General features: G+C 54.1%; 23 protein-coding genes. 19 read left to right on the forward strand and 4 right to left on the reverse strand.

Going from position 1 to position 23,358, the window contains the following annotated elements:
- Positions 1–5: 5 nt before the first annotated feature.
- Positions 6–998: a phage shock protein operon transcriptional activator gene (gene pspF, locus INF61_RS12700; protein ID WP_163358567.1), complete on the reverse strand. Its 993-nt coding sequence runs from the start codon at positions 996–998 to the stop codon at positions 6–8.
- Between the two features lie 151 nt (positions 999–1,149).
- Here pspF and pspA point away from each other — a divergent pair, with 151 nt between their 5' ends.
- The 15 genes from pspA (at position 1,150) to INF61_RS12775 (ending at position 15,580) form a co-directional block, all read left to right on the forward strand.
- Entirely contained in the window at positions 1,150–1,818 is a 669-nt protein-coding gene (gene pspA, locus INF61_RS12705) for a phage shock protein PspA (protein WP_193547796.1), read from the forward strand.
- A gap of 49 nt (positions 1,819–1,867) precedes the next feature.
- Positions 1,868–2,092 carry an envelope stress response membrane protein PspB gene (gene pspB / locus INF61_RS12710; RefSeq protein WP_003856853.1) on the forward strand — a complete coding sequence of 75 codons (225 nt, stop codon included), beginning with the start codon at positions 1,868–1,870 and terminating at the stop codon, positions 2,090–2,092.
- Entirely contained in the window at positions 2,092–2,451 is a 360-nt protein-coding gene (pspC, locus tag INF61_RS12715) for an envelope stress response membrane protein PspC (protein ID WP_039270628.1), read from the forward strand. Before pspB ends, pspC begins: the two co-directional genes overlap by 1 nt.
- A gap of 12 nt (positions 2,452–2,463) precedes the next feature.
- A complete protein-coding gene (pspD, locus tag INF61_RS12720) occupies positions 2,464–2,688 on the forward strand; it encodes a phage shock protein PspD (protein ID WP_003856857.1) in 225 nt (74 codons plus the stop codon).
- Positions 2,689–2,883: 195 nt separating this feature from the next.
- Positions 2,884–4,581: a sugar phosphorylase gene (locus INF61_RS12725; protein WP_193547797.1), complete on the forward strand. Its 1,698-nt coding sequence runs from the start codon at positions 2,884–2,886 to the stop codon at positions 4,579–4,581.
- 13 nt (positions 4,582–4,594) lie between these two features.
- On the forward strand, positions 4,595–5,887 hold the full coding sequence (locus tag INF61_RS12730; RefSeq protein ID WP_193547798.1) for an ABC transporter substrate-binding protein: 1,293 nt from the start codon (positions 4,595–4,597) through the stop codon (positions 5,885–5,887).
- 21 nt (positions 5,888–5,908) lie between these two features.
- Positions 5,909–6,790: a carbohydrate ABC transporter permease gene (locus INF61_RS12735; protein ID WP_033486867.1), complete on the forward strand. Its 882-nt coding sequence runs from the start codon at positions 5,909–5,911 to the stop codon at positions 6,788–6,790.
- A complete protein-coding gene (locus tag INF61_RS12740) occupies positions 6,777–7,619 on the forward strand; it encodes a carbohydrate ABC transporter permease (RefSeq protein ID WP_015570402.1) in 843 nt (280 codons plus the stop codon). The genes INF61_RS12735 and INF61_RS12740 overlap by 14 nt, the downstream gene beginning before the upstream one ends.
- 28 nt (positions 7,620–7,647) lie before the next feature.
- Complete coding sequence (locus tag INF61_RS12745; protein ID WP_015570403.1) at positions 7,648–8,700, forward strand: zinc-binding alcohol dehydrogenase; 1,053 nt, start codon at positions 7,648–7,650, stop codon at positions 8,698–8,700.
- A gap of 17 nt (positions 8,701–8,717) precedes the next feature.
- A complete protein-coding gene (locus tag INF61_RS12750; protein WP_017383087.1) occupies positions 8,718–9,506 on the forward strand; it encodes a sugar phosphate isomerase/epimerase in 789 nt (262 codons plus the stop codon).
- 11 nt (positions 9,507–9,517) lie between these two features.
- Positions 9,518–10,576, forward strand: coding sequence for a Gfo/Idh/MocA family protein (locus tag INF61_RS12755; RefSeq protein WP_101731572.1), 1,059 nt, complete (start codon positions 9,518–9,520; stop codon positions 10,574–10,576).
- Positions 10,570–12,849: a glycoside hydrolase family 65 protein gene (locus INF61_RS12760; RefSeq protein WP_193547799.1), complete on the forward strand. Its 2,280-nt coding sequence runs from the start codon at positions 10,570–10,572 to the stop codon at positions 12,847–12,849. The genes INF61_RS12755 and INF61_RS12760 overlap by 7 nt, the downstream gene beginning before the upstream one ends.
- Positions 12,839–13,504: a beta-phosphoglucomutase gene (pgmB, locus tag INF61_RS12765; protein WP_193547800.1), complete on the forward strand. Its 666-nt coding sequence runs from the start codon at positions 12,839–12,841 to the stop codon at positions 13,502–13,504. The genes INF61_RS12760 and pgmB overlap by 11 nt, the downstream gene beginning before the upstream one ends.
- 13 nt (positions 13,505–13,517) lie before the next feature.
- Positions 13,518–14,600: an ABC transporter ATP-binding protein gene (locus INF61_RS12770; protein WP_063413252.1), complete on the forward strand. Its 1,083-nt coding sequence runs from the start codon at positions 13,518–13,520 to the stop codon at positions 14,598–14,600.
- A 65-nt stretch (positions 14,601–14,665) separates the two neighbouring features.
- Positions 14,666–15,580: an OmpG family monomeric porin gene (locus INF61_RS12775; protein WP_023303821.1), complete on the forward strand. Its 915-nt coding sequence runs from the start codon at positions 14,666–14,668 to the stop codon at positions 15,578–15,580.
- A gap of 33 nt (positions 15,581–15,613) precedes the next feature.
- Here the strand turns inward: INF61_RS12775 and INF61_RS12780 are convergent, their stop codons facing one another.
- Positions 15,614–16,624, reverse strand: a complete 1,011-nt coding sequence (locus tag INF61_RS12780; protein ID WP_023303820.1) for a LacI family DNA-binding transcriptional regulator — start codon at positions 16,622–16,624, stop codon at positions 15,614–15,616.
- A gap of 155 nt (positions 16,625–16,779) precedes the next feature.
- On the opposite strand from INF61_RS12780, the gene INF61_RS12785 reads away from it, so the two are divergent.
- From INF61_RS12785 to tyrR, 3 genes are all read left to right on the forward strand, one after another.
- Positions 16,780–18,177 carry a YcjX family protein gene (locus INF61_RS12785; protein WP_023296695.1) on the forward strand — a complete coding sequence of 466 codons (1,398 nt, stop codon included), beginning with the start codon at positions 16,780–16,782 and terminating at the stop codon, positions 18,175–18,177.
- Positions 18,174–19,226: a YcjF family protein gene (locus INF61_RS12790; protein ID WP_063134644.1), complete on the forward strand. Its 1,053-nt coding sequence runs from the start codon at positions 18,174–18,176 to the stop codon at positions 19,224–19,226. The genes INF61_RS12785 and INF61_RS12790 overlap by 4 nt, the downstream gene beginning before the upstream one ends.
- 111 nt (positions 19,227–19,337) lie before the next feature.
- Complete coding sequence (gene tyrR, locus INF61_RS12795; RefSeq protein WP_193547801.1) at positions 19,338–20,879, forward strand: transcriptional regulator TyrR; 1,542 nt, start codon at positions 19,338–19,340, stop codon at positions 20,877–20,879.
- Between the two features lie 34 nt (positions 20,880–20,913).
- Here tyrR and tpx read toward each other — a convergent pair whose 3' ends face one another.
- Positions 20,914–21,420 (reverse strand): thiol peroxidase, encoded by a 507-nt coding sequence (gene tpx / locus INF61_RS12800; RefSeq protein ID WP_003856889.1) that lies wholly within the window; start codon positions 21,418–21,420, stop codon positions 20,914–20,916.
- A 106-nt stretch (positions 21,421–21,526) separates the two neighbouring features.
- On the opposite strand from tpx, the gene ycjG reads away from it, so the two are divergent.
- A complete protein-coding gene (gene ycjG / locus INF61_RS12805; RefSeq protein ID WP_032619607.1) occupies positions 21,527–22,492 on the forward strand; it encodes an L-Ala-D/L-Glu epimerase in 966 nt (321 codons plus the stop codon).
- Here ycjG and mpaA read toward each other — a convergent pair.
- A complete protein-coding gene (gene mpaA / locus INF61_RS12810) occupies positions 22,483–23,196 on the reverse strand; it encodes a murein tripeptide amidase MpaA (RefSeq protein WP_033486875.1) in 714 nt (237 codons plus the stop codon). The two genes, ycjG and mpaA, sit on opposite strands and share 10 nt — an antisense overlap.
- Between the last annotated feature and the right edge of the window lie 162 nt (positions 23,197–23,358).

The raw sequence follows: 23,358 nt of genomic DNA on the forward strand, positions 1-23,358 counted from the left end.
TAATGTCAGCGCATTTGATGTTTTTTGAGCAATGCCCTTAACTGATGGTAGGTCAGGCCCAGCAGTTCAGCCGCCCGTTTCTGATTATATTTCGCCTCTTTCAGGCTCTGCTCAAGCAGCTGTTGCTCCTGCTGATGCTGGAACTGGCGTAAATCGAGCGGCAACGCCGGAGCCTGCTGGCGCGTCGCCGGAGCAGGGAGCTGTTTATCCTCGCGCCGAAACGGATCGAGAATAATGTTGTCCAGTTCGGTCTCGCTGCTGCCATGCCGGTAAACGGACCGTTCCACCACGTTTTTCAGTTCACGAATATTGCCCGGCCAGTGGTAACCGAGCAGGGTCCCGGTGGCCCGTTCACTGAAGCCCGGAAAGAGAGGCAGACCCAGTTCCCGGCACATCTGAATGGCAAATTGATCGGCCAGCAGCATGATATCGCTGCGCCGCTCCCGCAGCGGCGGCAGCTGTACAACATCGAAAGCCAGCCTGTCCAGCAGGTCGGCGCGGAATTTGTCCTCAGCCACCATCGCGGGCAGGTCGGCGTTGGTGGCACATACCAGGCGAACGTTGACCTGGAGGGGCTGACTGCCGCCAACGCGTTCCAGTTCACCGTACTCAATGACGCGCAGCAGCTTTTCCTGCACCAGCATCGGCGCGGTCGCCAGCTCGTCGAGAAAGAGCGTTCCGCCATCGGCGCGCTCAAAGCGTCCGGGATGGCGTTTTTGTGCGCCGGTGAAGGCGCCAGCTTCATGACCAAACAGCTCGGTGTCGAGCAGGTTTTCATTCAGCGCCGCGCAGTTAAGGGAAATAAAAGGGCCGTCCCAGCGGCCAGACAGAAAGTGCAGGCGGTTAGCGATAAGTTCTTTACCCGTTCCGCGCTCACCGATAATCAGCACCGGTTTATTCAGTGGCGCGAGGCGCGATACCTGTTCAAGCACTTCCAGGAAGCTGTTGGCCTCGCCAAGCAAATTATCTTTATATTCAGCCATGATGAAATTAACCACTCCTTAGTGATATTCACCAGGTGAGAATAGCCGCTGGCTGGATAAATATCAATCACACTCAGTAAAATCAATAAGATAAAAAGTTGGCATGGGATTTGTATTAACTACTCAGCAGGGCATCGCCCGATAACAGAACTATGAGGATTGAATTATGGGTATTTTTTCTCGTTTTGCCGACATCGTGAACGCCAACATCAACTCGCTGCTGGAGAAAGCGGAAGATCCGCAGAAGCTGGTGCGCCTGATGATTCAGGAGATGGAAGACACGCTGGTTGAAGTACGCTCCACCTCCGCCCGCGCGCTGGCAGAGAAAAAGCAGTTAACGCGTCGTATCGAGCAGGCAACTGCCCAGCTTAACGAATGGCAGGAAAAAGCGGAACTGGCGCTGCGTAAAGATAAAGAAGATCTGGCTCGCGCTGCGCTGATTGAGAAGCAGAAGCTGACCGACATGGTTGCCACGCTGGAACACGAAGTGACGCTGGTGGATGATACTCTGGCGCGTATGAAGAAAGAGATTGGTGAGCTTGAAAACAAACTCAGCGAAACCCGTGCACGTCAACAGGCGCTGGCGCTGCGCCACCAGGCTGCAAGCTCGTCCCGCGACGTTCGTCGCCAGCTGGACAGCGGCAAGCTGGATGAAGCGATGGCCCGTTTCGAATCGTTTGAACGTCGTATCGACCACATGGAAGCGGAAGCCGAGAGCCACAGCATCGGTAAACAGAAATCCCTCGATCAGCAGTTTGCTGACCTGAAAGCCGATGATGAAATTAGCGAGCAACTGGCTGCGCTGAAAGCCAAAATGAAACAAGACAACCAATAATAATTCCTGCGGCACCTGAGCGTGCCGCATCGTAAGACAAGGAGTACACATGAGCGCGCTTTTTCTGGCTATACCCCTGACCATTTTCGTGCTGTTTGTTCTGCCCATCTGGTTATGGCTGCACTACAGCAACCGCTCTTCACGCGGTGAGCTGTCGCAGAGTGAACAACAGCGGCTGGCGCAGCTCTCTGCCGAGGCAAATAAAATGCGCGAACGTATTCAGGCGCTGGAAGCGATCCTGGACGCGGAACACCCGAACTGGAGGGAACGGTAATGGCTGGACTGAATCTGAATAAAAAACTGTGGCGGATCCCACAGCAGGGCATGGTTCGGGGTGTTTGCGCCGGGCTGGCGCACTATCTGGATGTTCCGGTAAAACTGGTGCGTGTGGTCACTGTATTGTCGATTTTCTTCGGCCTGGCCTTTATTACGCTTGTGGCATACATCATTCTGTCGTTTGTACTCGATCCTATGCCGGAAGGTGAGCTGGATGCGGAGAACACGCCAACCAGCAGCGATCTCCTGAACGTGGTGGATGAACAGCTGAGCGCAGGGGAGAAGCGATTGCGCGAGATGGAACGTTATGTCACCTCCGATACCTTTACGCTGAGAAGTCGTTTTCGTCAGCTTTAAGAGAGAACTTACATGAAACAAAACTGGCAACAGGCCGGTCAAAAGGTAAAACCCGGCCTGAAAATCGCAGGTAAACTGGTTCTGATGACGGCGTTACGTTATGGCCCGGCCGGTGTAGCGGGTTGGGCGATCAAGTCTGTTGCCCGCAAGCCGGTCAGAATGATGCTGGCGGTCGCTCTGGAGCCGTTGTTACAGAAGCTGGCAAAACGCGTTTCCCGGCGCTACCTGTCACGCTAGTTCCTCCCGCATAAGCCCTTTCTCGCCCAGAGAAGGGGCATGACTTTCCCTTCTGCGTTTCTTATGCTTTTCTGCTTTCTTTGCGGCAGCTCACAATAATGCGTTGCGCTGCGCTGAGATTGCCGCTTTCTGCCCCCGGGTCCGTTGACAGATATTTTACATGGGAGTAGATTGCCAATCCGTGGGACCGCTACCATGGAAAATAATGTGAACGCAAAAATTAAAAAACTTATCAATCATATTTACGGTGAATCATTTTCAGATGCACACCTTAACGTGTTATTAACTAAGCTTGAAAAGGCGGCGGTTAATATTACGGAAAAGCGTAAGTCAGGCTGGGATGAAAAAGACGTTGTGCTGATTACCTATGCCGATCAGTTCTCCGCGAAAGGGGAGAAAGCGTTGCCGGTATTTACCCGTTTCTATAATGAATGGCTTTCTCGCACGTTTTCTCATGTCCATCTGTTACCGTTTTATCCGTGGTCGTCGGATGATGGATTTTCCGTTATTGATTATCACGAAGTTGCACCTGAAACCGGAACCTGGCGAGATGTCGCGGAATTAAAACAGTCTGCCAGCTTAATGTTTGACTTCGTTTGCAACCATATGTCAGCGAAAAGCGAATGGTTTGCTAATTATCTGGCGCAGAAGCCGGGCTACGAAGATTTCTTTATTTCTGTCGATCCCGAAACCGATTTATCGGCGGTGACGCGTCCCCGCGCATTACCGCTGCTGACGCCGTTCACGCTTAATGATGGCAGCGTTCGTCATCTGTGGACCACATTCAGCGATGACCAGATCGATCTCAATTTCGCCTCGCCGCAGGTGCTGATTGCCATGGTTGACGTTCTGCTCCATTACCTCATGGAAGGGGCGCGTTATATCCGTCTGGATGCGGTCGGGTTTATGTGGAAGATCCCGGGAACCACCTGTATCCATCTTGAACAAACCCATTGCCTTATCCAGTTGTTCCGCGCCATTACGGACGCCGTGGCGCCTGGAACGGTGATCATCACTGAGACAAATGTTCCCCACAAAGACAATATCTCTTACTTCGGTGATGGTGAAAATGAAGCCCAGATGGTCTATCAGTTTTCCTTACCACCGCTGGTGCTGCACGCCGTTCATCGTCAGGATGTTAAAGCCCTGTGCCGGTGGGCGGGCTCGCTGGCGCTGCCTTCAACTTACACCACCTGGTTTAATTTCCTGGCTTCACATGATGGTATCGGATTGAACCCATTACGCGGCATCCTTCCGGAATCAGAGATCCTCTCGCTGGTCGATAAGCTTCAGCAGGAAGGCGCACTGGTCAACTGGAAAAATAATCCCGACGGAACGCGAAGCCCCTATGAAATTAATGTCACCTATCTTGATGCGTTGAGTTTGCGAGACAGCTCAGATGATGAGCGCATTGCGCGGTTCATCCTGGCGCATGCTGTGTTGTTAAGTTTTCCTGGCGTACCGGCTGTATATATTCAAAGCATTCTTGGTTCGCGTAACGATTATGAAGGTGTCGAACGTCTCGGATATAACCGCGCGATAAACAGGAAGAAATACACCGCAGGTCAGGTTGATCGGGAGCTTAATAATAATAAGAGTATACGTTATCAGATTTATTCTCGTTTGAGTGAGCTTATTGCTGTTCGTCGCGGCGAGCGTACGTTCCATCCGGATAGTCAGGCTATTTTTGACGCAATCGGTGAACATATTCTTAAAATTGTTCGTGTTGCTGAAAATGGCGAGCGAATTACAGCATTATTTAATTTTAGCAATAAAGTGCAGACCGTTTATGGACAATCGCTCTTTGGTAGGGAATTACTCTCAGGACAAGATATTAGCGGTACGGAACTGACCCTCAATCCATGGCAGGTAATGTGGATTAAAGAAAACTAAAAAGGACCCTAAAATGAAAATGCCCAAAATTGTGCTGTTATCAGCACTGGTTTCGTGCGCCCTGTTATCAGGCTGTAAGGACGATAAAGCATCTCAGGTCACCATTGAGTTTATGCACTCGTCGGTAGAACAGGAGCGTCAGGCAGTTATTACGAAACTGATCGAAAAATTCGAGAAAGAAAACCCGACTATTACGGTGAAACAGGTCCCCGTTGAGGAAGATGCCTATAACACCAAGGTCATTACGTTGGCCCGTACCGGCGCGCTGCCGGAAGTGATTGAAGTCAGCCATGACTACGCCAAAGTCATGGATAAAGAGCAACTGCTGGACCGTGACGCGATCGGCAACGCGATTAAAGCCGTCGGTGAAGATACCTTTTACGACGGTATTTTACGCGTTGTTCGCACCGAAGACGGCAAGGCATGGACGGGGGTGCCGGTTAGCGCGTGGCTGTCCGGCGTCTGGTATCACAAAGATGCGCTCGCGGCAGCGGGAATCGAAGAACCGCACAACTGGGAGCAACTGCTGAAAGCCAGTCAGGCGCTCAACGATCCGGCGAAAAAACATTACGGTATCGCGCTTCCAACCGCAGAAAGCGTCATGACGGAGCAGGCCTTCTCGCAGTTTGCGTTGTCAGGCGGAGCCAACGTCTTTGATGCAAACGGCAACGTGAAAATCGATACCCCTGAAATGTCGAAAGCGCTGGCGTTTTATCGGGCACTGGCCGCGAACACCATGCCGGGCTCGAATGATGTCATGGAGATCAAAGACGCCTTCATGAACGGCTCTGCGCCTATGGCCGTTTACTCCACCTATATCCTGCCCGCGGTCTACAAAGATGGCAATCCGGCCAACCTGGGGTTCGTGGTCCCGACGGAAAAATCATCAGCCGTGTACGGCATGATCACCTCGTTGACGATCACGACCGGCCAGACCGAAGAGGAAACGCAGGCGGCAGAAAAATTTGTGACCTGGATGGAGCAGGCTCAAAACGCGTCTGACTGGGTGATGATGTCCCCTGGCGCGGCGCTGCCGGTGAACAAACACGTGGTGGGCACTGAGAGCTGGAAAAACAACGACGTGATCAAAGCCTTTGGTCAGCTGCCTTACGAGCTGATTGCGCAGTTCCCGAACGTCCAGGTATTTGGCGCCGTAGGCGACAAAAACTTTACCCGCATGGGAGATGTTACCGGGTCCGGCATTATCAGTTCCATGGTGCATAACGTGACGGTGGGACAAAAAGATCTCAGTGCGACGTTAAGCAACAGCCAGAAGAAACTGACTGACCTGATATCACAACGATAGGAGCGCTTTGCGAAGGGAATTATGAAGACGTTGTTTTCTGGTCGTTCAGATATGCCTTTCGCCATGCTGCTGTTGGCCCCCAGCCTGATTTTGCTGGGGTGCCTGGTGGCCTGGCCAATGATTTCCAACATTGAAATCAGTTTTTTACGTTTACCGCTGAACCCGCGTATTGATGCGGTGTTCGTCGGCCTGGATAACTACATTCGCATTCTGGGCGATGCTGCGTTCTGGCACTCCCTGTGGATGACGTTCTGGTATACGGCGCTGGTCGTGCTCGGCAGCACCGGGCTGGGACTGGCCGTAGCGATCTTCTTTAACCGTGAATTCCGCATGCGGAAAACGGCACGTTCACTGGTGATTCTGTCCTACGTGACGCCGTCTATTTCACTGGTATTTGCCTGGAAATACATGTTCAACAACGGCTACGGGATTGTGAACTATCTGGGCGTTGATCTGCTGCATCTCTACGATCAGGCGCCGCTGTGGTTCGATAATCCTGGCAGCAGTTTTGTCCTGGTTGTGCTGTTCGCCATCTGGCGTTACTTCCCGTACGCCTTTATCTCGTTCCTCGCGATTTTACAGACCATTGATAAATCATTGTACGAAGCGGCAGAGATGGACGGAGCAAATGCCTGGCAGCGTTTTCGTATCGTGACGTTGCCCGCCATCATGCCGGTGCTGGCCACGGTGGTCACGCTGCGAACCATCTGGATGTTCTACATGTTTGCGGATGTTTATCTGCTCACCACCAAGGTCGACATTCTGGGCGTATATCTCTACAAAACCGCCTTTGCGTTCAATGACCTGGGTAAAGCAGCCGCCATTTCCGTTGTGCTGTTTGTGATCATCTTCGCTGTCATTCTGCTGACCAGAAAAAGGGTAAACCTCAATGGCAACAAATAAACGCGTTCTGGGCCGTATCGGTTTTTATCTGGGACTGGCGCTATTTCTGATTATCACGCTGTTTCCATTTTTTGTGATGTTGATGACGTCGTTCAAAAGCGCGAAAGAGGCGATCTCGCTGCACCCGACCATTCTGCCGCAGGAGTGGACGCTACAGCACTACATCGACATCTTTAACCCGCTGATTTTCCCGTTTGTGGATTACTTTCGTAACAGCATGGTGGTGTCGCTGACCTCCTCGGTCATTGCGGTGTTTCTCGGCACGCTGGGCGCGTATGCGTTATCCAAATTGCGCTTTAAAGGGCGCACGACGATCAATGCGAGCTTCTACACCGTCTATATGTTCTCCGGGATCCTGCTGGTGGTGCCGCTGTTCAAAATCATCACCGCGCTCGGCATTTATGACACCGAACTGGCGCTGATCATCACCATGGTGACGCAGACGTTGCCTACCGCGGTCTTTATGCTGCGCAGCTATTTCGACACCATCCCGGACGAAATCGAAGAAGCCGCGATGATGGACGGCCTGAACCGCCTGCAAATCATCTTCCGCATCACCGTGCCGCTGGCGATCTCGGGTCTGGTGTCGGTCTTTGTCTACTGCTTCATGGTGGCGTGGAATGACTATCTGTTCGCCTCCATTTTCCTGTCCAGCGCCAGCAACTTCACGTTGCCGGTCGGGCTGAACACGCTCTTCAGTACGCCAGATTACATCTGGGGTCGCATGATGGCTGCATCGCTGGTAACGGCACTTCCGGTCGTCATTATGTATGCCCTGTCTGAACGTTTCATTAAAAGTGGTTTGACCGCCGGCGGCGTGAAGGGCTGAGGCGGCCGATTTTAACAAGGAGTCAGTCATGAAAAAATTAGTTGCGACAGCGCCTCGTGTAGCGGCGCTGGTGGAATACGAAGATCGTCCTGTTGCAGCACACGAGGTGAAGATTCGTGCCCGTTATGGCGCCCCGAAACACGGTACTGAAGTCGTGGATTTCCGCGCGGCAAGCCCGTTCATCGATGAAGAGTTCAACGCGGAGTGGCAGATGTTTACCCCGCGTGAAGAAGGTGCAGCGCGCGGTATCGAATTTGGTAAATTCCAGCTGGGGAACATGATCGTCGGCGACATCATCGAATGTGGTGCGGACGTGACGGAATACCAGATCGGCGACAGCGTCTGCTGCTACGGCCCGTTGCAGGAAACGGTCATTGTTAACGCGGTGAACAACTATAAGCTGCGCAAAATGCCGCAGGGCGCATCCTGGAAAAACGCCGTTTGTTACGATCCGGCGCAGTTCGCCATGAGCGGCGTGCGTGATGCTAACGTCCGCGTAGGGGATTTCGTCGTGGTTGTGGGGTTGGGCGCGATTGGTCAGATTGCGATTCAGCTGGCGAAAAAAGCCGGCGCGTCAGTGGTTATTGGTGTCGATCCTATCGAACATCGCTGTGAGATCGCCCGCCGTCACGGTGCAGACCACTGCCTGAACCCAATCGGTACCGATGTCGGTCTGGAAATTAAGAAACTGACCGGCAAGCAGGGCGCGGATGTGATCATCGAAACCAGCGGATTTGCAGATGCGCTGCAATCTGCGCTGCGCGGTCTCGCCTACGGAGGAACAATCTCCTACGTGGCCTTCGCCAAGCCGTTTGCGGCGGGCTTCAACCTTGGTCGCGAGGCACACTTCAACAACGCCAAAATTGTCTTCTCCCGCGCATGCAGTGAACCCAACCCGGATTATCCGCGCTGGAGCCGCAAGCGTATTGAAGAGACCTGCTGGGAATTGCTGATGAACGGTTATCTCAATTGCGAAGATCTGATCGACCCGGTCGTCACCTTCACCACCAGCCCGGAAAGCTATATGAAGTATGTCGATCAGCACCCGGAACTCAGTATCAAAATGGGCGTCACTTTTTAAGCTAAGGACAGCAAATCATGAAAATCGCAACACAAAACCAGGCCTTTTTCCCGACCGCTATCATGGAAAAATTCGAATACATCAAAGCGATGGGATTTGATGGCTACGAAATTGATGGCCGGCTGCTGGTGGAAAACCTCGACGAAGTAAAAGCGGCTATCAAAGCCACCGGCCTGCCGGTCACGACGGCCTGTGGCGGATACGATGGCTGGATCGGGGATTTTATCGAAGAACGCCGCCTGAACGGTCTACAGCAGATTGAACGCATTCTGGAAGCGCTGGCAGAAGTGGGCGGAAAGGGGATTATCGTTCCGGCTGCCTGGGGGATGTTTACTTTCCGTCTGCCGCCAATGACTTCGCCACGTAGCCTGGACGGCGATCGCAAAGCGGTCAGCGCTTCCCTGCGCTGGCTGGATGAGGTGGCAGCGCGCACCGGTACTACCGTCTACCTGGAGCCGCTGAACCGCTATCAGGATCATATGATCAACACCCTGGCCGATGCGCGTCGTTATATCGAAGAGAACGGCCTGAAGCACGTGCAGATCATCGGTGATTTCTACCACATGAATATTGAAGAAGACTCCCTGACGGAAGCGCTGCATCACAACCGCGACCTGCTGGGTCATGTGCACATTGCTGACAACCACCGCTATCAGCCGGGCAGCGGCAGCCTCGATTTCGCCAGCCTGTTCGATCAGCTGCGTGCCGATAACTATCAGGGTTATGTCGTGTACGAGTGCCGGGTGCGTGCCGACGATCCGGCTCAGGCCTATAAGGACTCTCTCACTTACTTGCGTGAATGCTAAGGATGACGAGCGTGATGAGTGCTTCTACACCTTTGCCTCTGCGCGTCGCCATCATTGGCGCCGGGCAGGTTGCAGACAAAGTGCATGCCTCGTATTACGCCACGCGCAGTGATGTTCAAATGGTGGCTGTCATGGACAGCCACCTTGAGCAGGCACAGGCGTTTGCGGAACGTTATGCTATTCCATCGGCATGGCAGGACGCTCACGAGATGTTGCAGGAAGTAAAACCGGATGTGGTGAGCGTCTGTTCGCCTAACCGGTTCCATTTTGAACATGTGATGGCGGCTCTCGAAGCAGGCTGTCATGTGATGTGTGAAAAGCCGCCGGCGATGACGCCGCACCAGGCGGATGAGATGCGTTTGGCGGCGCGCAAGGCCGGAAAAGTCCTCGCGTACGATTTTCACCATCGCTTCGCCCTGGATACCCAGCTCCTGCGCGATGCGGTTATGAACGGAACGCTCGGTGAAATTTACTTCACCTCCGCGCAGGCGCTGCGTCGTTGCGGTGTGCCGGGGTGGGGCGTGTTCACCAATAAATCGCTTCAGGGCGGCGGGCCGCTGATCGATATCGGCATTCATATGCTGGATGCCGCGATGTATGTGCTGGGCTTCCCGGCCGTGAAGCGGGTAACCGCGCACAGCTTCCAGAGACTGGGGAACCGGAAACACACCGGCCAGTTTGGCGAATGGGATCCTGCGCAGTTTACCGTGGAAGATGCCCTGTTTGGCACGATTGAGTTCTGCAACGGTGGCATTCTGCGTCTGGACACCTCTTTTGCGCTTAATATCCGCGAGCAGTCGATCATGAACGTCTCTTTCTGCGGTGAGAAGGCGGGTGCAACGCTGTTCCCGGCACACATTTATAACGACGAAGCCGGTGTTTTGCAGACGCTGACCCAGCGTGAAGAAGCTGACGATCGGAGACATCTGCGCAGTATGGACGCGTTTGTTCGCCACGTAATGGGCGAGCCGGTCATGATTGCCGATGCGGAGCAGGGGCTGGTGATCCAGCAATTAGTCGCGGCGTTATATGAAGCCGCGGAAACAGGGGAAAGCGTGACGTTATGCTGAACCAGTCTGTATTAACCGATCCGGGCTTTTGCCCGCATAGCCTGAATAAGTACGCGTCCATTATGGCCTGCGGCAATGGCTACATGGGCATTCGCGCCACGCATGAAGAAGATTACACCCAGCAGACCAGAGGCATGTACCTCGCGGGGTTGTATCATCGCGCGGGACGCAATGAAACCACTGAGCTGATCAATCTGCCGGATGTCACCGGGATTGAAGTTGAGCTGAACGGCGTCAATTTCACGCTCCTTTCAGGCGAAATTCTTGAGTGGCAACGCGAGCTGGCCTTTGCTAACGGCGAACTGCATCGTAACGTTGTCTGGCGTTCGCCGGACGGAAAACGCTATCGCCTGGAAAGCCGTCGTTTTGTTTCGCTGGACCAGTTGCCCTTAGTGGCAATGCAGCTCTCGATCACACCGCTTGATGGCGCCGCTCAGGCCGTGCTGAAAACCGGCATAGATGCGACACAAACGAACAGCGGCAGGCAGCATCTGGATGAAATCTCGGTAAGGGTCTTTGACCAGCACTACATGCAAGGTGTGTATGAAACGCAGGACCGGGCGTCTGAAGTTGTTGTTTCGGCGTTTTGTCAGCTCTCCGCTAAGAGCGATAGCTGTTTCACTGCCAAAAATCGTCGCCTCAGCGTTCATCATTCTCTGACTATCTTGCAAGGTGACGCTGTCACGCTTGAAAAAATTGTCTGGCTGACGCATCGCTGCGATAAATCGCTCTCGCAGGAGTCTTTCGCCCGCAACGCGCTGGCCGATCTCAAAGTCTGCGCGGCAAGAGGCTACGATACGTTGCTTGAGAGCTCAGCGTACGCCTGGGAAGCGGTCTGGCGTGATGCTCGGGTGGAAGTGACTTGTGCAGAACAGCAGGATCAGCTGGCGCTGGATTACGCCGTCTGGCATCTGACGACAATGACGCCTGCTCATGATGAGCGAAGCAGTATTGCGGCTAAAGGGCTGACGGGTGAGGGGTATAAGGGACACGTCTTCTGGGATACCGAAATTTTCCTGCTGCCGTTCCATCTGTTTACCCGTCCACAGATTGCCCGCAGTCTGCTGCGCTATCGCTGGCTCAATCTTTCGGGCGCGCGTGAAAAAGCACGCCGTAACGGTTGGCCGGGCGCGTTGTTCCCGTGGGAAAGCGCCGCCAGCGGACAGGAAGAGACGCCAGAATTCGCGGCCATTAACATCCGCACCGGGGTTCGCCAGAAGGTCGCCTCCGCACTCGCTGAACATCACATCGTGGCAGATATTGCCTGTGCCGTTGTCGCTTACTGGCAGGCAACACACGACGATGCCTTTATGCGCAATGAGGGCCTGACGCTGCTGATGGAAACCGCTTCGTTCTGGATGGGACGCGCGACGGAAATTAATGGTCGTCTTGAGATCCATGACGTAATCGGACCGGATGAATACACCGAGCATGTCAACAACAACGCCTACACCAACTATCTGGCCTGGCACAACGTTGCCTGCGCGCGTCAGTTTATGGCGATGTTTGGGCGTGAAGATGCGCGTTTTACGGAGAATGCCGGGACGTTTCTGGCGCGCCTGTGGCTGCCAGAGGCCGACGCAGAGGGTGTGATCCGGCAGGATGATACCTTCATGGCAAAACCTGCCATCGATCTGAGCCGCTATAAAGCCAAAGCGGGTAAGCAAACCATTCTGCTTGATTACTCTCGCGCGGAAGTGAACGAGATGCAGATCCTGAAGCAGGCCGACGTGGTGATGCTTAACTACCTGCTGCCGGAACGGTTTACGCCGCAGCAATGTGCCGCCAATCTGGCGTTCTACGAGCCACGCACGATCCATGATTCATCCCTGAGTAAAGCCATTCACGGCATTGTGCTCGCACGCTGCGGTGACACCGAGGGGGCGTATGCCTTCTGGCGCGATGGTATCGCCATTGACCTGGGAGACGACCCGCACAGCAGCGATGATGGTATTCATGCCGCCGCCACCGGTGCGATCTGGTTGGGCGCCATTCAGGGATTTGCTGGCCTGCACATTAGCGAAGGGGAGCTGCATCTTGCGCCGAAGCTGCCTGTTCACTGGCAGAAACTCGCCTTTCCGCTGCGGTGGCGGGACGCAACGATGCACATTACCTGTGAAGATGGCCAGTTAACCATCGAAACCACCGCACCTGTCACGTTGACGCTGTGGGGTAAAACGCTGCACGTATCAGGGCGAAAGGTCTGCGCGCATAAGGACTTTCTTGCATCTGTTAATGGGACCGCTACCACGGAGGGGCGCCATGACGCTTAACGCTGTTGTATTCGATCTGGACGGGGTGATCACCGATACCGCACATCTTCACTTTCTGGCCTGGCGCGCCGTGGCGGAGGAGATTGGTATCACCTTCGACGAAGTATTTAACGAACAGCTGAAGGGAATAAGCCGTATGGACTCCCTCCAGCGCATTCTGATACATGGCGGGAAAGAGGGGATGTTCAGTGACGAGCAGCGCCTGGCGCTGGCGACGAAAAAAAACGCGCTTTACGTCCAGTCGCTGGCATCACTGACGCAGGATTCGCTGCTGCCGGGTATTCGCGACGTGCTGGCGGATATTCGCGCCGCGAAGGTCAAAATTGGCCTGGCATCCGTATCGCTTAATGCTCTTGGGATTTTGCACGCGTTGGGTATTCATCAGGCTTTCGATTTTTGCGCCGATGCTTCGCGCATTTGCCGCTCAAAGCCGGACCCGGAAATCTTCCTTGCGGCCTGTAAAGGACTGAACGTGCGTCCTGAAGAGGCCATTGGTATCGAAGATGCCGCCGCAGGAGTAGATGCGATTAACGCCGCAGGAATGCTGTCGGTCGGGATTGGGCCTGGCCTGAACCATGCGGGATTACAACTTCATTCAACGCAGGAACTGACCTGGGAAGGCCTGACGGCGTTCTGGGCATCCCGGGCGTATTGATAAGGAATTAATAATGGCTCAACTGTCTCTGAAACACATTCAGAAAATCTATGATAACCAGGTCCACGTGGTGAAGGATTTCAACCTCGAAATTGAAGACAAAGAATTTATTGTCTTCGTCGGTCCATCGGGCTGTGGGAAATCCACGACGCTGCGAATGATTGCCGGCCTTGAGGAGATCAGCGCGGGTGAACTGATTATTGACGGGGTTTGCATGAATGATGTTCCCGCCAAGTCCCGTGATATCGCGATGGTCTTCCAGAACTATGCGCTCTATCCGCATATGACGGTCTACGACAACATGGCGTTTGGCCTGAAAATGCAAAAAATTGCGCCCTCCGTCATTGAAGAACGCGTTACCTGGGCGGCACAGATCCTGGGCTTGCGCGACTATCTCCAGCGTAAACCTGGTGCGTTGTCCGGCGGTCAGCGCCAGCGCGTGGCGTTAGGCAGGGCGATAGTGCGCGAAGCGGGGGTCTTCCTGATGGATGAGCCTTTATCCAATCTCGATGCCAAACTTCGTGTGCAGATGCGCGCTGAAATCAGCAAGCTGCACCAGAAGCTTAATACAACCATGATTTACGTGACGCACGATCAGACGGAAGCCATGACGATGGCGACACGCATCGTGATTTTAAAGGACGGCATCATTCAGCAGGTGGGCGCGCCGAAGCAGGTATACAACGAGCCGGCGAATATGTTCGTTGCAGGGTTTATTGGCTCACCGGCGATGAACTTCATTCGTGGCGCGATCGACGGCCGCTACTTTGTGACCGAAACGCTGCGTCTGGAGATCCCGGAGGACATTCTGGCCGTACTTAATGCGCAAGGTTACCAGCGTAAAGCGGTCGTCTTTGGGATCCGTCCGGAAGACATTCTCACCGCACAGCGAAGCGGTGAAAACATCACGGCGAAGATCAGCGTTGCTGAGCTGACCGGGGCTGAATTTATGCTTTATGCCACCGTGGGTGGGCATGAACTGGTTGTCCGTGCGGGAGCGGCGGATGATTACGTTGCCGGAGAGAATATCGGCATCCAGTTCGATATGAATAAGTGCCATTTCTTCGATGCTGATACTGAAACAGCTATTAGATAAGAAAGGTGTTCGCCGGAAATGAAAGTTTCCGGTTTTTTGTGTGTTAATTATAAAGGAATATTTTAATGAGTACTCTACTAAGAAGTGCTGCGCTCGTCCTGTGCGCAGGGGTGAGCTGCGCGCAAGCAACAGAATCAGCCAAACAGTGGGAATTTAATATTGGCGCCATGTATGAAATTGAAAACGTAGAAGGTCAGGCTGACGATAAAGATGGATTATATGAACCCTCCGTGTGGTTTAATGCCACATGGGATGCCTGGACCATTTCGCTGGCTATGTATCAGGAAGGGCCGGTCGATTACAGTAGCATGACGCGCGGCACCTATTTCGATCGTCCTGAAGTAGAATTACGCTATCGTTTTATCGGCACCGATGATTTTACGTTCGGCCTGACCGGTGGCTTCCGTAATTATGGCTATCACTTTAAGGATGAGCATGGTGCTAAAGACGGTAGTGCTAATATGCAGCGCTACAAAGTTCAGCCTGACTGGGATATTAAACTAACCGACGACTGGCGTTTTGGCGGCTGGTTTGCCATGTATCAGTTTGCCAACGATCTGGAAAAAACCGGCTATTCTGACAGCCGCGTCGAGACCGAAACCGGTTTTACCTGGACAATTAACGAAACGGTCTCGGCAAAAGTTAATTACTATTTAGAGCGCGGTTTTAATATGGACGGTTCACGTAATAACGGTGAATTCTCCACTCAGGAAATTCGCGCCTATCTGCCGATTTCATTGGGTCAGACGACGCTAACGCCTTATACCCGTCTGGGACTCGATCGCTGGTCAAACTGGGACTGGCAAGACGATCCTGAGCGTGAAGGACATGATTTCAACCGTTTGGGTATGCTGTACGCCTATGATTTTAACAATGGTTTATCCATGACGCTGGAATATGCCTACGAATGGGAAAACCATGACGAAGGGGAAAGTGACCGCTTCCACTATGCCGGTATCGGCGTGAATTACGCGTTTTGATAACACTTCACCAGGGGCGTTTGCCCCTGGTTTTTAGCGTAATGAAGCCGCATCTGAAAAATGCGTTTCAACCAATATCTTATGCGGGGCAGGTTTACCCGCTATGCACCTGAACAACACATCGCAGCTCTCTTCGCCCAGCTTTCTGGTGGGGATATCAAAGCCGCCAGGCGCAGGGGTTAAAATGAGAGATAGCATTGGGTCGCTGTATCCTGCCATTGCGACCTGTTCGGGGATCGTCAGGTTTAGCGCATCCGCGGCACGATAAAGACTCAGCAATTTCATGCTGTCCGTCGCAAAAACCGCATCGGGCGGGTTGTCTGAAGAGAGTAGCTGACAGGCCGCCTGAAGCGCGCTTTCATGGGTGTATCCGCCATCAATAACCCAGTCCGGGTTAATTGCAATACCCTGCTTCTCAAGGCTCGATTTATAGCCCGCCAGGCGATCGATAGAAACGTGATAATCGAGCGGGGCATGCAGGCAGGCAATTTTAGTGCGACCATGATTGATAAATGAGTCAGTTAATATGGCGCTGTCGCGGAAATTATCCGTGTCGACAGAATAGATATTCTGGTAATTGCCTTCCACTTTACCAATAACGACCACGGGCACGCCATATTCGTCCAGCGTCGCGAAAAAAGACTCGTTCGCCGGCGAGCTTAGCATGATGATCCCCTTGATCATCTTCTGCTTTATTTTACCTACGCATTTTTGCAGATCATCTTCGCTGCTTTTGGACGTTTGTAAAATAACATCAAAACCCTCTTCTTCTGCTTTTGCCGTAATGGCATGTAGTACATCAGAGAAAAACGGATTGCCTGCGGTGGTTTTGGTTGAACGGGTCGAAATAACCATAATGGCGTCGAAGCCAGAAGAGGTGAGTGCGCGGGCAAGTTTATTCGGTTGATAATTTAATTCTTCTATCGCCTTCAACACCTTTTCGCGCGCTTCAGGAGAAATATTCGTTTGCTTATTCAGAACGCGCGACACGGTTGATTTCGAAACGCCAGCAACGCGGGCAATATCATAGATGGTGGGTGACATACACCTTACTCACTCCAGACGGACAGCAATTGCGCCCATCTTACTGGAGAGAAAACGGCAATAGCAATAATTAAGAATTGATAATCAACGATCTGCCCCAATTTACTGTATTCTGAAGTGACTTTTTTCAGGGTTCCAGGCAATGAAGGACGGCGATGAAGCGACTTAAAAACGAATTCAATTCTCTGGTGAACCGTGGCGTTGATCGCCATCTGCGTCTTGCCGTGACGGGGCTGAGCCGCAGCGGTAAGACAGCATTCATTACGGCGATGGTCAATCAGCTGTTGAACCTGCATGCAGGGGCGCGCCTGCCACTGCTTAGCGCAGTGCGCGAGGAGCGGTTGCTTGGGGTGAAACGCGTACCGCAACGTGATTTTGGCATACCCCGTTTCACCTATGATGAAGGTCTGGCGCAGTTATACGGGGAGCCTCCCGCCTGGCCCACCCCGACGCGTGGCGTGAGCGAAATCCGTCTTGCGCTTCGTTTCCGCTCGAATGAATCCCTGATGCGTCACTTCAAAGAAACGTCCACGCTCTATCTCGAAATTGTGGATTACCCGGGAGAATGGCTGCTCGATTTACCGATGCTGGCGCAGGATTACCTGAGCTGGTCCCGACAGATGACCGGTCTGTTGCAGGGGCAGCGGGCAGAGTGGTCGACCAAATGGCGCCAGCTTTGCGAAGGACTGGATCCGCTGGCACCGGCGGATGAAAACCGTCTGGCCGTCATAGCCGAAGCCTGGACGGATTACCTGCATCAGTGCAAGCAGGAGGGGTTGCATTTTATTCAGCCGGGCCGCTTTGTTCTGCCGGGTGATTTAGCCGGTGCTCCCGCGCTACAGTTTTTCCCGTGGCCGGACGTTGACAGCATCGGTGAATCGAAACTGGCGCAGGCGGACAAGACCACCAACGCCGGTATGCTCCGCGAGCGATACAATTATTACTGTGAGAAGGTGGTTAAGGGCTTTTATAAAAATCACTTTTTACGCTTTGACCGCCAGATCGTGCTGGTGGACTGCCTGCAACCGCTCAACAGCGGGCCGCAGGCGTTCAATGATATGCGGCTGGCGCTGACGCAGCTGATGCAAAGCTTTCATTATGGCCAGCGTACGCTGTTTCGCCGTTTGTTCTCGCCGGTCATCGACAAGCTGCTGTTTGCCGCCACAAAAGCTGACCATGTGACGGTCGATCAGCACGCCAACATGGTATCCCTGCTGCAACAGCTGGTGCAGGATGCCTGGCAGAATGCGGCCTTCGAAGGGATCAGTATGGATTGTCTGGGGCTGGCGTCCGTACAGGCTACGCAGAGTGGGTTGATTGACCTGAATGGCGAGAAAATTCCGGCCCTGCGGGGCAACCGTCTCAGCGACGGTGCGCCGCTCACGGTCTATCCGGGGGAAGTTCCGGCGCGTCTGCCGGGCCAGGCTTTCTGGCAAAGCCAGGGTTTTCAGTTCGAAGCCTTCCGTCCGCAGAGTATGAACGTTGACCAGCCATTGCCGCATATCCGTCTGGATGCCGCGCTGGAGTTTTTAATTGGAGATAAATTGCGATGACGGAACCGTTAAAACCACGCATTGATTTTACCGGCCAGCTTGAGCAGACCCCGCATGAGGCGTTTAAAACGGCGCAAACCTTCAGCGGGCCGCAGGCCGACAACTTTGCTCCCGTGCTGGCAGACGAGCCGTTGGCTGAAGAGGGGCAGGCGGAAGCGGTGGTTGATGCGGCACTGCGCCCGAAACGCAGCCTGTGGCGCAAGATGGTGACCGCCGGGTTAGCCCTTTTTGGTGTGAGCGTAATCGGTCAGGGCGTGCAGTGGGGCGTCAATGCCTGGCAAACGCAGGACTGGGTGGCGCTGGGGGGATGCGCCGCCGGGGCGTTGATTGTTGGTGCGGGCGTTGGCTCGGTCGTTACCGAGTGGCGTCGCCTATGGCGTTTGCGTCAGCGTGCCCACGAACGCGATGAAGCGCGGGATCTGCTGCACAGTCACGGCACAGGAAAAGGGCGTGCTTTTTGTGAAAAGCTTGCGGCTAAGGCCGGGATTGATCACTCTCACCCGGCGCTTCAGCGCTGGTATGCGGCGATCCACGAAACCCAGAATGACCAGGAAGTGGTCACGCTCTATGCCCACATTGTTCAGCCGGTGCTGGATGCGCAGGCTCGTCGTGAGATCAGCCGCTCGGCGGCGGAATCTACCCTGATGATCGCCGTCAGTCCGCTGGCGATGGTGGACATGGCCTTTATCGCCTGGCGCAACCTGCGCCTGATCAACCGCATCGCCAGACTGTATGGCATCGAGCTTGGTTATTACAGCCGGCTGCGCCTGTTCAAACTGGTATTGCTGAATATCGCCTTCGCCGGGGCAAGCGAACTGGTGCGGGAGGTCGGGATGGACTGGATGTCGCAGGATCTTGCGGCGCGTCTCTCTGCCCGGGCGGCGCAGGGGATTGGTGCCGGTCTGCTGACGGCACGCCTGGGTATCAAAGCGATGGAGGTTTGTCGTCCACTCCCCTGGATCGATGGCGATAAGCCGCGGCTGGGGGATTTCCGTCGCGAATTGATTGGCCAGCTTAAAGAGACGCTTAATAAAAAACCTGCTCAGTGAGGTTTTGTTTACTAATCGTGCGGGCTGTCAATATTTGTTGACAGCCACCTTCCCGAATACCGTGATCTGACATATCATTTTACTGTTATTGGCTTAAACGGTGAATTTCCCATGCGTCTGGAAGTCTTTTGTGAGGACCGTCTCGGTCTGACCCGCGAGTTACTCGATCTTCTTGTTTTACGTAGCATTGATTTACGTGGCATAGAGATCGACCCTGTCGGGCGAATTTACCTCAATTTTGCCGAAATTGAATTTAATACCTTCAGTAGCCTGATGGCGGAAATCCGCCGTATCGCTGGCGTTACGGATGTACGCACCATCCCCTGGATGCCGTCCGAGCGGGAACATCTTGCGCTGAGCGCGCTGCTGGAAGCAATGCCGGAGCCGTTTCTCTCTCTCGATCTGAAAAATAAAGTCGAGCGCGTTAACCAGGCCAGCTGCCAGCTGTTTGCGCAGACTCAGGAAAAACTTATCGGGCACCACGCCACGCAACTGATTACCGGTTTTAATTTCCAGCGCTGGCTGGACAGCAACCCGCAAAATACCCATAGCGAGCATGTCGTTATCAACGGACAGAATTTCCTGATGGAGATCACGCCGGTCTACCTGAAAGGGGAAAATGCCGCGCGGGTGCTCACCGGCGCGGTGATCATGCTGCGCTCCACGGTGCGCATGGGACGCCAGTTACAGAATCTTTCCAGCCAGGACGTCGGCGCATTCAGCCAGATTATTGCGGTGAGCCCGAAGATGCGTCATGTAATCGACCAGGCGCGCAAGCTGGCAAATCTTACGGCACCGCTGCTGATTACCGGGGATACCGGTACGGGGAAAGATCTGCTGGCGCATGCTGTGCACATGGCCAGCCCGCGTGCGTCAAAACCGTATCTGGCGCTGAACTGCGCGTCTATTCCTGAAGATGCCGTTGAAAGTGAGCTGTTCGGGCATGCGCCGGAAGGTAAAAAAGGCTTCTTTGAACAGGCGAATGGCGGCTCGGTGCTGCTGGACGAGATTGGCGAAATGTCGCCACGCATGCAGGCGAAACTGCTGCGTTTTCTCAATGACGGCACGTTCCGCCGTGTGGGGGAAGATCATGAAGTGCACGTGGACGTGCGCGTCATCTGCGCCACCCAGAAAAACCTGGTGGAGCTGGTGCAGAAAGGGGTATTCCGCGAAGATCTCTACTATCGTCTCAACGTTCTGACGCTCAATATACCGCCGCTGCGTGATTGCCCGCAGGACATCATGCCGTTGACAGAACTGTTCGTGGCCCGTTTTGCCGACGAGCAGGGCGTGCCGCGTCCGAAGCTCTCTGCCGACCTGGGCACCGTGCTGACGCGTTACGGCTGGCCGGGCAATATTCGTCAGCTTAAAAATGCGGTCTATCGCGCATTAACTCAGCTTGAAGGGTATGAACTGCGCCCTCAGGATATTCTGTTGCCGGATTACGATGCCGGGACGGTCTCGGTAGGCGAAGAGGCAATGGAAGGCTCGCTGGATGACATCACCAGCCGTTTCGAGCGTTCGGTGTTAACGCAGCTTTATCGCAGCTATCCGAGCACGCGCAAGCTGGCTAAACGTCTTGGGGTGTCACATACCGCAATTGCGAATAAGCTGCGCGAGTATGGGTTAAATCAGAAGAAGGGTGACGAATAAATAAAAAAGCCTCTTTGCAGAGGCTTTTTTACGTTTAGGCTTTAAGCGCCTCAAGTGCAGCGGTGTAATCCGGTTCGGTAGTGATTTCGTTAACCAGCTCACTGAAAACAACGTTGTCGTTTTCGTCGATCACCAGCACCGCACGAGCAGCCAGACCTTTCAGCGCGCCTTCGGAAATGGCAACACCGTATTTTTCCAGGAAATCCGGGCTGCGCAGAGTGGAAAGGGTGATGACGTTGCTCAGGCCTTCAGCGCCGCAGAAGCGGGACTGGGCAAACGGCAGGTCAGCAGAAATGCACAGCACTACGGTGTTGTCCATTTCGGTCGCCAGCTGGTTGAATTTACGCACTGATGCAGCACAAACGCCAGTATCGATGCTTGGGAAAATGTTCAGGACTTTACGTTTGCCAGCAAACTGGCTCAGCGTGACGTCAGACAGATCTTTAGCCACCAGAGTAAAAGGCTGTGCTTTGCTGCCAGACTGTGGGATGGAACCTGCAACAGCAACCGGGTTGCCCTGGAAATGAACGAGTTGTGACATAGATATCTTCCTGTTTACAAATAGTTAACGTCGTGGCTAGTGTATGTCATCCGCAGTTAGCACGGCAAACCAATTTTCTGCCTTTCCGGCCTGCAAGGAGTTAGTGATGAGAAGCGTTAAGGTCTATGAAGAAGCCTGGCCATTGCACACCCCGTTTGTGATCTCGCGCGGCAGCCGTAATGAGGCCTGTGTGGTCGTGGTTGAATGTGAAGAGGACGGCGTAAAAGGCGTCGGGGAATGTACCCCTTATCCTCGCTACGGAGAAAGCCTGGCGTCAGTCATGGCGCAAATTATGACGGTGGTGCCCGAGTTGCAGGCGGGTCTGACGCGCGAGGCTCTTCAGCTTCGGTTGCCGGCCGGCGCGGCACGCAACGCGATTGACTGCGCACTCTGGAGTCTGGAAGCGGCGAAACAACAAAAACCGCTGCCTGCGCTGCTGGACGTTACGCTGCCGCAATCGATCGTCACCGCGCAAACGGTGGTCATCGGTGAACCAGAGCAAATGGCCGCCAGCGCTCAGGCGTTGTATGCCACCGGTGCAACATTATTAAAGGTGAAGCTCGACGATCGTCTGATTAGCGAACGCATGGTCGCCATTCGTGCGGCGGTGCCTGATGCCACTCTTATCGTCGATGCGAACGAATCATGGCATAGCGAAGGGCTGGCAGCCCGTTGTCAGCTGCTTGCCGATCTGGGCGTTGCCATGCTGGAGCAACCCCTCCCGGCAGAAGACGATGCCGCCCTGGCGAATTTTATTCATCCGCTTCCCGTCTGTGCAGATGAAAGCTGTCATACCCGTGAGAGCCTGTCAGCTCTCGAGGGACGCTACGAGATGGTGAACATTAAGCTTGATAAAACAGGTGGATTAACCGAAGCCCTGGCACTGGCACAAGATGCGCAGGCGCAAGGCTTTGCTCTGATGCTGGGCTGCATGTTGTGCACGTCAAGAGCGATCGGCGCTGCGCTCCCGCTGGTGAACAGCGTGCGTTTTGCCGATCTTGACGGCCCAACCTGGCTGGCGGTTGACGTATCACCCGCCCTGAATTTTACCTCCGGTGTACTTCATCTTTGAGGCTGCCAGCGCAGGAGATCTGTCATCGCCCGCAGGTATTTTTCGCTCGCTTCATCCGAGGAGATTGGCGGAAACTCTGCGGTGATACAGTGAAGGCTAAGGTCCGCGCACCAGCTGCCAAACGACCCGGGTGTTTCATAGCCAACGCTGCTCACCATAGGTAGAGCAAACGCATCCGCCAGCCACTGCCCGAGCGCCGTATTACGAGGATCTTCAATACAGGCGAGGGGATCGTGGAAAGAGACAACCCAGGCCGGGTGGATCTTATGAATAAGCTGGCACAATGCCTGAGTCTCCGGTTCGGAACCGGGTTTGTCTCCCGTGAGCAGGACAACATCTCGCTCCTGCGCCGAACTGTTCCAGCGATACACCGTTTCACCGGCGCGCCAGTTTGCCGCCGGGAAGTTCCTGTTCAGGTCAACGCCGCGTGCATTCGCCCGTAATCCAAGCTGACAACCGTCCGGGTTGACGGTCAAAATCACATGATGACGTCGTAAATCGGGGGCCAGCGTACGTAGCGCGCACGAGAGCGTCACGACAGACGAGTTTTCATCGCCATGCGTGCCCGCAATGATTAAGCCGCTATTGCGATCGGCCTCGGGTGCCGGAAACCAGATCAGCGGCGCGCCTAAAAACGAGCGTCCATAATGTTCAGTCCCGGGCGGGAAGGCGCCGCGTTCCGTTCTTGGTCGGGTAGTTGCCATAGTAAACCCTGATGATAAAGTCACTTCTGGCAGTGTTGTGCAAAAGCCGCGCTTAATCAAATAGTTTCCGTGTGTGTGGAAAATTGCCTGACATCAACTTTCCGGAGGAAGCATTTGCATTTCTCCGTTTCGAAACAAATAATTACGCATCTGCCTGTTACC

The sequence above is a fragment of the Enterobacter cloacae complex sp. P18RS genome (assembly GCF_014982105.1).
GTDB classification, from domain to species: Bacteria; Pseudomonadota; Gammaproteobacteria; order Enterobacterales; family Enterobacteriaceae; genus Enterobacter; species Enterobacter hormaechei_C.